Annotated in this window: 8 protein-coding genes; 5 read left to right on the top strand and 3 right to left on the bottom strand. The window is 33.5% G+C overall.

All coding sequences use genetic code 11. The features are described from left to right. Positions 1 to 61 precede the first annotated feature (61 nt). Positions 62 to 2890, top strand: coding sequence for a TonB-dependent receptor (locus tag QWY92_RS07685; protein WP_290269932.1), 2829 nt, complete (start codon positions 62 to 64; stop codon positions 2888 to 2890). A 78-nt stretch (positions 2891 to 2968) separates the two neighbouring features. Here QWY92_RS07685 and QWY92_RS07680 read toward each other — a convergent pair whose 3' ends face one another. After that, positions 2969 to 3283 (bottom strand): toxin-antitoxin system YwqK family antitoxin, encoded by a 315-nt coding sequence (locus tag QWY92_RS07680; protein WP_290269930.1) that lies wholly within the window; start codon positions 3281 to 3283, stop codon positions 2969 to 2971. 388 nt (positions 3284 to 3671) lie between these two features. Here QWY92_RS07680 and QWY92_RS07675 point away from each other — a divergent pair, with 388 nt between their 5' ends. The 4 genes from QWY92_RS07675 to QWY92_RS07660 all read left to right on the top strand — a co-directional run bounded on the left by QWY92_RS07675 (position 3672) and on the right by QWY92_RS07660 (position 8635). After that, positions 3672 to 4862, top strand: a complete 1191-nt coding sequence (locus tag QWY92_RS07675) for a porin (RefSeq protein WP_290269928.1) — start codon at positions 3672 to 3674, stop codon at positions 4860 to 4862. Positions 4863 to 4934: 72 nt separating this feature from the next. Beyond that, complete coding sequence (locus tag QWY92_RS07670; RefSeq protein ID WP_290270021.1) at positions 4935 to 7238, top strand: inorganic phosphate transporter; 2304 nt, start codon at positions 4935 to 4937, stop codon at positions 7236 to 7238. Between the two features lie 86 nt (positions 7239 to 7324). Then, positions 7325 to 7606 (top strand): pyrimidine/purine nucleoside phosphorylase, encoded by a 282-nt coding sequence (ppnP, locus tag QWY92_RS07665; RefSeq protein ID WP_290269927.1) that lies wholly within the window; start codon positions 7325 to 7327, stop codon positions 7604 to 7606. Positions 7607 to 7777: 171 nt separating this feature from the next. Next, positions 7778 to 8635, top strand: coding sequence for an OmpA/MotB family protein (locus tag QWY92_RS07660; protein WP_290269926.1), 858 nt, complete (start codon positions 7778 to 7780; stop codon positions 8633 to 8635). A 390-nt stretch (positions 8636 to 9025) separates the two neighbouring features. Here the strand turns inward: QWY92_RS07660 and QWY92_RS07655 are convergent, their stop codons facing one another. Together QWY92_RS07655 and QWY92_RS07650 are read right to left on the bottom strand one after the other, a co-directional pair. After that, positions 9026 to 10822: a ribonucleoside-diphosphate reductase subunit alpha gene (locus QWY92_RS07655; RefSeq protein ID WP_290269925.1), complete on the bottom strand. Its 1797-nt coding sequence runs from the start codon at positions 10820 to 10822 to the stop codon at positions 9026 to 9028. 2 nt (positions 10823 to 10824) lie between these two features. Then, on the bottom strand, positions 10825 to 12099 hold the full coding sequence (locus tag QWY92_RS07650; protein ID WP_290269923.1) for a ribonucleotide-diphosphate reductase subunit beta: 1275 nt from the start codon (positions 12097 to 12099) through the stop codon (positions 10825 to 10827). Between the last annotated feature and the right edge of the window lie 679 nt (positions 12100 to 12778).

Raw genomic sequence — 12778 nt, 5'->3', positions numbered from 1 at the left:
ATTAAAAAAATATACAACTACTGCTTACTTTCGGGTGAGCAGTAGTTTTCAAATTATATTTATGAAAAATATTTATATCCTTCTTACGCTTTTTTTAACTTCAATATTAAGTTTAAGCGCACAAACAGGAACTGTTACTGGAAATGTGCTAGATGGCGAATACAATAATGAAGCTATGGCTTTTGCCAACATTTTAGTAAAAGGAACTACAACCGGCACAACAACAGATTTTGATGGTAAATACCAACTAAATTTAGATGCCGGAAATTATACCCTAATATTCTCTTTTGTTGGATACGAATCGAAGGAAATTAGTGATATTGTTATTAAAGCAAACCAAGTTTTCTATTTAGATGTTATTTTAAAATCGAATTCTTTAGACGAAATTGTAATTACTACAAGCGCCAAACGCAATACTGAAAATGCGGTTTTAAATCTTCAGAAAAAATCGGTTACCCTTTTAGATGGTTTATCGGCGCAAAGCATAAAATCTAGCGGAGCAAGTAACATCGCAAGTGCTGTAAAAAGTGTTCCTGGTGTTTCTGTAGAGGGAGGAAAATATGTTTATGTACGTGGTCTTGGAGATCGTTACACAAAAACAACTTTGAACGGGGTTGATATTCCCGGTTTAGATCCTGACAGAAACACAATTCAAATGGATATTTTTCCAACTAATATTATCGATAATATTATTGTAGTAAAATCTGCTGCTGCCGAATACCCTGCCGATTTTACCGGTGGTGTTGTAGATATTGTAACTAAAGATTTTCCAACGAAATTTGAAGCGTCTATTTCGCTTGGTGCAGCTTTTAACCCAAGCATGCATGGTAAAGATAATTTTTTAATAGGAAATTCTAGTAGCACGGACTTTTTTGGATATGATGATAATTCTAGAAGCCGCCCAATTCACCGTTACCAAAACATTCCTGGTACATTTGATAACCGTGGCTTATTAACAACCCTTACAAGCCGTTTCGATAGCCAATTAAGAGCTAAAGAAGAAACAAGCAAACCTAACTTCGATTTCGGTTTTACTATTGGAGATCAATTTGAAGTAGGTGAATATAACAAGTTTGGTTACTTAGCTTCTTTTTCATACAAAAACAGTACAACATTTTACGAAAACAGACGTGATGGCGCATACTCTATAGATGCTAACGATACGTCGAATAATGAGTTAGTTGCCGATAGAATTTCTAATGGTCGTGAAGGTATTAATAATGTTCTTGTAAACGGACTTGTTGGACTTACTTTTAAAACACAAAACTCAAAATACCGTTTTAATGTACTTCATATTCAAAATGGAGAATCTGCTGGTGGTTTCTTTAGTCAAACCGTAGCACAAGGTGGTTCTGGTTCTGGCTCTGGATATGAGCCATTAACAAAAGACGCTATTACTTATACCGAACGCTCCGTAACCAACGTATTATTAAATGGTACGCACTCTTTTGGTGCAGAAAATGACTGGAACTTCGAATGGAAATTATCTCCAACAATATCTAAAGTTCACGACTTAGATCATAGAGTAACACCGCTTCAAGAATCTCAAACTGGCGATTATTTTATTAGTGCTTCCGCAGCAACGTTCCCTATTAGAATTTGGCGTTTTTTACAAGAAGAAAACTGGGCTGGTAAAGTCGATTTGAGTAAAAAATACGAATTATTCGGAAAACCTGCAAAAGTGAAATTTGGTGGTGGCCATACGTATAAATTTAGAGATTTTAGTGTAGACGATTGGACGTTTGACAATAACGGAACATCAGTTTTAAACGGAAATCCTGATAATATTTTAGCAACAGAAAACCTTTGGAGTAGAGATAACTCAAACGGTACATATTTAATTTCTGGTGATCTTTTTAACCCTAATGATGCTTATGAAGGTGAGCAACATATTTCTTCAACTTACATTTCTAATGAATTTAATATTTCTGAAAAACTAAAAACTATTTTAGGTTTAAGAGCTGAAGCCTTTTCATCATATTACACTGGGCAAGATGGTGCAGATTTATATAATAGATTCAAAGTGATTGATGTTTACGATTTATTTCCGTCGGCCAACTTTATTTATGCCGCTACCGAAAAATCTAACATTCGTACATCATATTATAAAACAACAGCAAGACCTTCTTTTAAAGAAGCTTCTTTATCTCAAATTTTCGATCCTATTACAGACCGTTTATTTATTGGTAACATCGATTTGAAACCAACCTATGTAAACAACTTCGATTTAAGATTTGAAAACTTCGGAGCTGGCGGACAAATGTTTGCGGTAAGTGCTTTCTTTAAAGATTTTAAAGATCCTTTAGAAAAATCATTCTTTGCTTCTGCCCCAACCCAATTAACTATTGGTAACTTAGGTAGCGCCAAGGTTTATGGTGCCGAGGTAGAGTTTAGAAAAAGCTTAGGTTTTATTGCTGAAGATTTAAACGATTTAAAGTTTGCTTTAAACGTATCGGTTACCGAATCGGAGTTAACCATGTCTGAGGAAGAATACAACTCTAGAGTTGCCAACGCAAGAGATGGCCAAACCATAGACGAAAAAAGACAATTACAAGGGCAAGCACCGTTTTTAGTAAACACGAGCTTAAACTACGCTAATAAAGAACTTGGTCTACAAACCGGTCTATTCTTTAATGTGCAAGGTAAAACCTTAGAGGTTGTTGGTTTAGGTGGTGTTCCAGATGTATTTACAAAACCATTCCAGAGCTTAAACTTTACGTTAAACAAAGCTTTTGGAGCGTCTAAAAAATCATCTATAGATATTAAAGTATCAAACATCTTAGGCAGCGACAGAGAAAGTGTTTTCCAATCGTATGAAGCCCAAGATCAAATATTCTCTTTAAGAGAACCTGGTACCGAGTTTTCAATTGGATACGCATATAAGTTCTAAAAGATTTCTTTTTATAAAAGTAAAACGCCTAAAACATATTGTTTTAGGCGTTCTTTTTATGTTAAAATAGTATGCTATTTATAAGGTAGCTACGTTATTTTCATAACTTACTACTTTTTTCTTTCCTTCGATCCAGTGAATCCATTTTCCAACTTTTTTACCATCTTTATAAAAAGCAACCGTTGTTTTTTCACCAGCTTCATCAAAACTAATCCATTTTCCGTCTAGTTTCCCATCAGCAGTAAAAGTTCCTGTTTGGCTAACTTTACCATTTTCATGATAGTAAACAGCATCAATTTGATTTGTTTCTTTATTTAAAGTTAGCTTTTTATCATTTTGAGCAAAAGTCAAAGATGTAAACAAAGCTAATGCGATAATTAATATATTTTTCATTGTAAGTTGGGTTTGAGATTATTATTTCCATTACGAAGATAGAAAATATTTTACAATTACACAACATTTACGTAACATTAAATTAACATTGGAAGTATAAATAATTATTAATCAGTATTTTACATTTTATTAAATTCACCACAATATTAATAATTACTTAATATTGTGGTTACATTTAAGTCAATTTAATCCAAGATATTTGTAATATCCTTGGACAACAAGATTAGTTTTTCATATAATCTATTAGTTTTTGTCGACTACATTATAGTGAATTCTAATAAGGCTACCTATTTTTAGGTAGCCTTTTTTGTTTCAAACTTAATCATTAGGAAACATTAAGTTAACATTCTTTTTAGTTCTTTGCAGCGACAAAAACTAATACTGAATAATGAAACTTAAACTTATCCTGTTTGGAGTAGTTTTCTGGTTTATGGCTTCCGCGCAAGCGCAAGAGATTACAACCGGAAAATTCGGAAACGGTATTTTCAACGTGGTTGGAAAAGACAGCTCTTGGACCATGAAAGTAGGATTACGAGTTCAACTTCTTGGCTCTTCCGTTTGGGAAGATGGCGAAAAAAGCGACGCCAACTTCCTAATTAGACGCTCTCGATTGAAATTTAATGGTTTTGCTTACAGCCCGAAATTAAAATATAAAATTGAATTGGGCTTATCTAACAGAGACCAATCGGGTGCTTCGGAATTTACAGGGAACGCGCCACGTTATATTTTAGATGCATTTTTAATGTGGAATTTTTATAAGAATTTTGAACTTTGGGTAGGCCAAACAAAATTACCTGGCAACCGCGAACGTATTATATCTTCAGCAAACTTGCAACAAGTAGATCGCTCTTTACTTAATAGCCGTTTTAACATCGATCGTGATTTCGGAATGCAATTAAAACATCATTTTAACCTAACCAACTCTTTTATTGTTAAAGAAACTTTTTCAATAGCACAAGGTGAAGGCCGAAATGTAACTACTGGAAACTTAGGCGGACATCAATATACTGGCCGATTAGATTTTTACCCTTTCGGTGAATTTACCAGTGATGGCGATTATAAAGGTGCCGACTTAAAACGAGAATCGACCCCAAAACTAGCACTAGGCGTAGTATACGATTATAACAATAATGCTGTAAAAACACGCAGCAATATGGGAAGCTATATGGAAACTGATACCGGTTTTTTTGAAACCAACATTAGCACACTTTTTATAGATGCCATGTTTAAGTATCAAGGATTTTCTTTTATGGCTGAATACGCCGATAGAGATGCCGATAACCCAATTGCCATGAATTCTGATGGCACTTTAACTGGCGATGTGGTGCAAGTAGGCCGTGGTTTAAACCTTCAAACCGGGTATTTACTTAAAAGCAACTACGAAGTTTCTGGACGTTACACCAATATTACTTTAGATAAAAACATCACCAACGAAAACGCCGAAAACCAATACACCATTGGTTTGTCAAAATATATTGTTGGACATAAATTAAAAATTCAAACCGATTTAAGCTACTTAGATGTGGCAGGCGGAAACAATAAAATCATGTATCGTTTACAGTGCGATATACACTTTTAAAGAAATAACATTAACATAACACAACACCATTATATAGTCATGATATTTGCAACCTTATTTCAACCAGACACTATGGATAATATCTATTTGTATATGATTATCGCCTTAGCCATTCTTGCAATTGCAGATTTGGTGGTGGGCGTTAGTAACGATGCCGTAAACTTTTTAAACTCGGCTATTGGCTCTAAAGCCATTTCTTTTAAAACCATTATGATTGTGGCCAGTGTAGGTGTTGCGGTTGGAGCTGTTTTTTCTAGCGGTATGATGGAAGTTGCTCGTAAGGGTATTTTTAACCCAAGTGAGTTTATGTTTAACGAAATCATGATCATCTTTATGGCCGTAATGATTACGGACATATTACTGCTCGATTTCTTTAACTCCGTTGGGATGCCAACATCAACTACAGTTTCCATTGTATTCGAATTATTGGGGGCTGCAGTTGCCATTGCCTTAATAAAAATTGGACACGATGGTGGCGATTTTGGCGATGTTATTAACTATATCAACACTTCAAAAGCGTCTCAAATTATATTCGGAATTCTGCTCTCGGTGGTCGTCGCATTCTCCATTGGTGCTTTAGTACAATGGGTTGCCCGTTTACTATTATCTTATAATTTTGAAAATAAAGCCCCATGGGTTGGTGCGCTATTTGGTGGTTTTGCCATTACAGCCATTACCTATTTCATCTTTATGAAAGGATTAAAAGGCACCTCTTACGCCAACGAATCTTACGATATTTTGGGTGGTGGTACTATGGCTCACTTTTTAGAAACTCAAGTACTTGGTATTATTTTAGTAAGTTCTGTAATATGGTCTTTACTTTCATTAGCTCTTATTTCGCTTGCCAAAATAAACATCTACAAACTTATTATTTTAGTAGGTACGTTTGCCTTAGCACTTGCTTTTGCTGGTAACGATTTAGTAAACTTTATTGGTGTACCTGTTGCGGCTTACAATGCCTTTTTAGCATGGTCGGCCTCTGGAGTTCCTGCTTACGAATTCCCGATGACTATTTTAGCCGAAAAAGTACCAACCAACAACTGGTTGCTTTTTGCTGCAGGTATGATTATGGTACTAACGTTATGGTTTTCTACCAAAGCGAAAAACGTTGTAAAAACATCGTTAGACCTTGCTAGCCAAAGTGAAACTAAAGAACGTTTTCAACCTAACTTTTTATCACGTGGTTTTGTGCGTGTAGCGGTTTTACTTTCTCAAACAACATCATATTTACTACCAAATTCTTGGCAAGCTAAAATTGATAAACAGTTTGAAGTTCCAGTGATTACCTTATCAAAAAATAAAACAGTAGAATTACCTGCTTTCGATTTAGTGCGAGCAGCATTAAACTTAATGATTGCTGCAGTTTTAATTTCTATAGCAACCTCATACAAATTACCACTATCTACAACATACGTTACTTTTATGGTAGCCATGGGATCATCACTTGCCGATAGAGCTTGGGGTGCAGAAAGTGCTGTGTACCGTGTAGCGGGTGTAATAAACGTTATTGGTGGATGGTTTTTTACAGCCTTTAGTGCGTTTTCAGCAGCAGCTTTAGTCGCCTATTTATTAAACCTAAACATTACGGTAATGTTCCCTATATTATTGGTTGCAGCCTTTGGTTTATTAATTAGAAGTTCGGTAGTTCATAATAAAAAATCGAAAGAAGTTAGAGCAGAAGATAGCTTGATAAAGGCAGAAAGTAGTTCTGTACAAGGTGTTATTCACGAAAGTGCTGGCAATATTGCTAACGTAGTAAAACGTGGAAACAAAATTTATACAAACGCTATAAACGGTCTCGCTAAACAAGATTTAGTATCGCTTAAAAAGAACCAAAAACAGGTTAATAAATTATCTATTGAAGTTGACGATTTACGTAACAACATTTTCTATTTTATTAAAAACTTAGACGAATCTAGTGTTGGTGCAAGTAATTTCTACATTAATGTTTTAGGCTACTTACAGGATATGGCACAATCTTTAGAATATATTTCTAAGGTGAGTTATAAGCATATTAACAACAACCATAAGAAACTGAAATTCAACCAAATTAAAGAGTTGAAAGAGGTTGATGCATCGGTTGAAGGATTGTTTCATGATATGAAAACGGCTTTCGATTCGCATTCTTTTGAGCAAATAGGACAAATTTTAAGCAGAAAAGACGATGTGTTTAAGTTGTTATCTGAAAAAATTCAGAAACAAGTTGAAAGAACACGTACTGAAGAATCGAGTCCGAAGAACACCACCTTATACTTTGGGGTGTTATTAGAAACGAAAGATTTGCTTAAAGCCACTATGAGTTTATTAGAAGAATATCATAATGCGCACGATTCCTCTGTGGAACCTGCAACAATTTCTAGTACAGAAGAAGAATAATATTTTTACCAAAATTATAACGCAAAAAAGCATCTATTCTATAGGTGCTTTTTTATTTTTGTAATCAACTGAAAAAATATAAAGAAATGATATCTGCAAACGAATATTTTGATAGCAACGTAAAATCGTTAGGCTACACATCGGCAACAGGACAATCTACTATAGGTGTTATGGAAGCTGGAACCTACGAATTTGGAACAACAAAACATGAAACCATGAATGTTATTGAAGGGGAAATGTTAGTAAAATTACCAAACTCATCAGAATGGGTAACTTATAAAGCTGGCGAAAAATATACCATTGATGCCAACGAGAAATTCCAGGTAACCGTGAGTGAACAAACAGCTTACTTATGTCAATATAAGTAAATCTAAAAAAGATACAAATAACAAAGCGCACCCTAATAGGTGTGCTTTTTTGTTTTAAACACATCTGCCTAATCAGAAACGATTTAAGCCTGGTTTCTTTAAATAAATTTACTTATTAACGTCTAAACACGATACTTCACCGTAAATGTAATAAATGAAAATTTTATTATTATGAAGAAAATATCGATTATATTACTATTGGCCCTTACTTTTTCTTGTGTTTCAAAAAAGAAATACTTAGCCCTTGAACATGAAAATGGTGAAATAAAAAGTGAACTACTTAAAACCAGAGTAGCGAAAGAAGACTTAGAAGCAAAGTTTGATAAAATTCAGTCTCGCGTTGATACTTATAACGCCAAATTAGCGACTTTAAAGCAAGAAAACGATACCAAACTAGATGTTGTTGGTAATGTTGTTATCTCTAATACTGTCAAGTCTAAAATGCGTGAAACACTTAAACATGTTGATCCAAACAAACTAAGCCAAGCAAAAACGCTTAAAGATTCTATGAATTTAGCTGTAGCCTATAATCTGCAAAAAACCATTAACGAAAGTAACATCAATGAAGATGAAGATTTTGCGGTAAACATTAACGAAACTGTAGTTATGATTTCTATCGCAGATGATATGTTATTTAATACTGGTAGTCATCGTTTAAGCGCTAAGTCTGATAATATTTTACAAAAATTAGCCGATGTAATTAATTCTGAACCTAGTTTAGATGTTATGGTAGAAGGGCACACAGATTCTAGAACAATAAACACGGTTAACATTGCCGATAATTGGGATTTAAGTGTATTAAGATCTACATCTGTTGTTCGTAAATTACAAAGCAAATATAATGTTGCTCCAGAAAAACTAATTGCAGCTGGTAGAAGTAGCTACCAACCTGTTGCGACTAATGATTCGGCTGAAAACAGAGCAAAAAACAGAAGAACAAAAATTATTATTCTTCCAAACATTGATAAATTTTTCGCTTTAATGTCTGAAAACAATGAAGACTTAGCCGAAACCAATATTTTGGATTAAAACACACCAAACTATATAAGCATAAAAAAGCACCTCAATTGAGGTGCTTTTTTATTTTGTTACCAACTGAAAAATATAACATTGGTTCAAACGAGAAATTCCAAGTAATAGTTAGCGTTCAAACATCGTATTTATGTCAATAGCCATAACTTTAGTTTAAAACCCAGTTTAAACACTATTTAAAACCTAGCTACTGCATTATCTAGCAACTTATGGGTTATATAAAAAAGGAAGCCTCACAGCTTCCTTTTTCGGTTTTAAATATAAAGTAAATTCTTTTCTATTTCAATTGAAGGCATAAAAAAAAAGCACCTCTTTCGAGATGCTTTAATTAACACTTACCTACCCCTATAGCAGGATTTTCAATACTCTATCTTTTAAGTGTGAATATTAACCTTCACAACTTTTACATTCTTTCTTTTGTTTGAATTTTTGTGCAGCATTCATACTGTGTTGGTAATACAACGATTTAACACCTAATTGCCAAGCTGTAACATAGATTTTATTAATATCTTTTACAGGCATATCTGGGTGCACCATAATATTTAACGATTGTGCTTGATCAATATGGTTCTGTCTGTTGGCAGCCTGATAAATAATAGTCATCTGGTCAATTTCAGAATAGGTTTTAAACACATCTCTTTCGTGCTCTGTAAGCTCTTCTTCTAGATGTTGTACCGATCCATCATTATCACGAATAGACTTCCAAATTTCCGTAGTATTAATTCCTTTTTCTTCTAAAAGATCTAATAAGAACGGGTTTTTAATAGTCGTTTTTATTTTTGCAATATCTTTTACATAACTATTAGACCAAATTGGCTCAATACCTTGTGATACTTGTCCTAAAATAAAAGCTGAAGAGGTTGTTGGAGCTACAGCATTTAATGTTGTATTTCTTCTACCGTAACCTTTTAAAACTTCTGGCTCGCCAAATAAAACAGCTAATTCTTCTGAAGCTTTAACTGATTTTTCTTTAATCGTTTTAAATATTTCACTGTTTAAATCGAAAGCTTCTTGACTATCAAAACCTAACATTTTAGATTGTAATAATGAGTGCCATCCTAAAGCGCCCATACCTAAAGCACGGTTTTCTTTTGCAAACGTATACGCTTTCTCCATAAACATGAAGGTGTGTCTATCGTCTCTATTATCAGAATCCCTATAAACTTCTAACTTGGTAATAAATTCTTCTAAAACGGCATCTAGAAAGTACACCATAGTTTCTACCGCATCGGTATCTTTCCACTCATCATACTTTAATAAATTGATAGAAGATAATACACATACAAAAGACCAACGATCGTTAGTAGGTAACATAATTTCCGAGCATAAGTTACTAGCGTAAATCTCATGATTTTTATCTTTATAAACATCTGGTGCGTTGTTGTTCGCGTTGTCTCTAAAGAAAATATATGGGTATCCTATTTCGCCTCTACGTTGTAATACTTTTGCCCAAATGGCTCTTTTATCAGCATCACCATCAATCATTTCTTGCATCCACTCGTTACTTACAGTAACACCGTGCGTTAATTCTTGAATTGGATTTCCTTCTGTTCCTATTTCTAAAAACTCGTGGATATCCTGGTGCTCAATTGGTAAATACGGTGAAAAACGACCACGACGTACAGACCCTTGACTTACAACATCGACCATTTTTTCGAAAAGTTGCATGATGTGAACTGCACCTGAAGACTCTCCGTTATTTTTTACTGGTGCACCTCTATGGCGCAATTTTCCGAAATATCCTGATGTACCACCACCAAGTTTAGACATCATTCCAACTTCTGATTGGGTATATAAAATATCGCCCATATCATCAGAAATATGCGAACCAAAACAACTAATTGGTAAGCCACGACGTTTCCCAAAGTTAGACCATACTGGAGATGCTAAAGAGTAATACCCTTCGGCCATGTACCCGTAAAACTTATCGGCAAAACCATCGATTTTTAAAATTTCTTCGGCACGTTCTGCAATTTCTCTTATTCTTCCTTCTGGTGTTGCACCTTCTGTAAGGTATCCAGATCCTAAAAACTTGCGACTATTTTCGGTTAACCATTTAATTTCTGGCTGTTTCCCTATTTCTTTTCTAGCTTCTTTTCTAGCTTTTTTCAAATCATCGTAATTAGATGATGTTGTGTCTTGATTTAAACTCTTTTCGGTCTGATTTTCTGTCTGATTGTTCATTTTTAAAATAGGTCGTCGCTAGTTATACTTTTCGTTCTTTTACTGTAATTTATGGAGCGTTTAACAAAGAAATCACCGTGTTTTGTTCCGATAATTTCATCATCAAACCATTCAGTCTGTTTTATTAAATCGTCATTAACTTCAAATACTTTTTCAATACCAATGCTCTCTAACGAATTATTGAATCTGTTTTTAATAAATTCATTAATCACATCTTTTGGTAAGAAATCCAATTCACCATCTTCAAAAATCCAATCCACGATATCACTTTCAGAATCGAAAGCTTCAATACATAATTGTTTAATTAAGGCTTCATGCTCAGCATCAAACCAAGTTGGGTTTTCTTCTTTTATAATTTGAATAATATCAATGCCGAAATCGCCATGTATTTGTTCTTCTTTAGAAGTCGCTTCAACAACATTAGACACCCCTTTAAGCATGTTTTTATGTTTATTAAACGCCATAATTATTAAAAATTGTGAAAACAGAGACACATGTTCAATAAATAAAGAGAATAGCAAAATAGATTCTGCATAATCCTTATTATTTTCACTTTTAGCATTTTTTAAAGCGGTTTCTAAATAATGTACACGTCTCATTATTACCGGTTTTTTCTTTAGGTTTTTAAACTCATTGTTAAGACCTAATATTTCCAGTAAATGCGAATATGCATCATGATGGCGTACTTCACTTTCAGCAAAAGTAGCACCTACCGAACCAATTTCTGGTTTTGGCATTTTATTATAAATATCGCCCCAAAAGCTTTTTACAGCAACTTCAATTTGAGAAATAGCCAACATAGTATTCTTAATGGCATTTTGCTCTATTGGTGTTAGGCGTGTTTTAAAATCTTGAATATCACTAGTGAAATTAAATTCTGAATGAATCCAATACGAATGTCTAATCGCATCAACATAATCGTTAAGTGCTGGGTATTCGTAAGGTTTTAGGTTAATTCGTTTTTCGAAAATATTGGTTTTTCTACTTCTAGTTTGCTCGTTTCTATATAATATGTATGCTTTTGCAACATCGTGAAACTGGCTATCCATTAATTTATCCTCAACAAGATCTTGAACTTGCTCTACGTTGGGTAAATAATTAATATCTTTTTCTTTTCTTTCTAGTAACGTTTTTAAAACTTTTATAGCAACCGATTCAGCATCTTCTTTAGTTCCGTTTCCAACTGAAAGCATGGCTTTTTCAACTGCATTAGAGATTTTGCTTAAAACAAAAGGACTTGTTTCGTAATCTCTTTTTATAATTTGTGTAATCTCCATAATTATTTTCTGTTACTAGCTAGATCGTCATTTGAATCGTAATAAGTAATTCAAAATACTATTAATTAATCTGTAAAATCGTGTTATGTTTTCCCTTTAGAGAAATAAAAAGAGGCTTCTTTTACATTACTAATCCATCTTATATTAAAAAGAAAAGCGTTGCTATTTTTGCCGACAACAAAGATTGACAATTGTAGTTTAAAATGAAAGGGTATTTTATAAACATTGTCAACAAGTTTTTAACAATTTAGAAATATCGCAAAAAGCTCCCGCTATTTTTTTGATATTCTTATCATTCTGAATATCAAAATATTAAAAACATTAAAAAACCAAGTTTGCACCTAGAATTATCACTACAAATTCGCCTTAAAACCCCTTGTTTTACACTTGATTGTCCTGTATTTCACTTTCCTTATTTTTGCCAATTTTCAATAATTCATGAAAGGATTGCTATTTAATTTTGCATTATAAACTTTCCTAAAATCAAAATTTAAATACCACTTTTTTTATTTTTTTTTCACTTAAAAAGTGTTCAAAATTTAAAAATAGTAAAAGCAAAACCAGCCTTAAAAAAGTATGATTTTATAAAATACTCGCGTACGCATCACCACAAAAGTTGCAATGCTTTAAAATAATTTATTTTGAAAAAAATAAAACCGAATAAAGACAGCCGATTTTT

The organism is Algibacter miyuki (genome assembly GCF_030409805.1).
GTDB classification, from domain to species: Bacteria; Bacteroidota; Bacteroidia; order Flavobacteriales; family Flavobacteriaceae; genus Algibacter; species Algibacter miyuki.
This window is presented reverse-complemented; position numbering and strand designations above follow the sequence as displayed.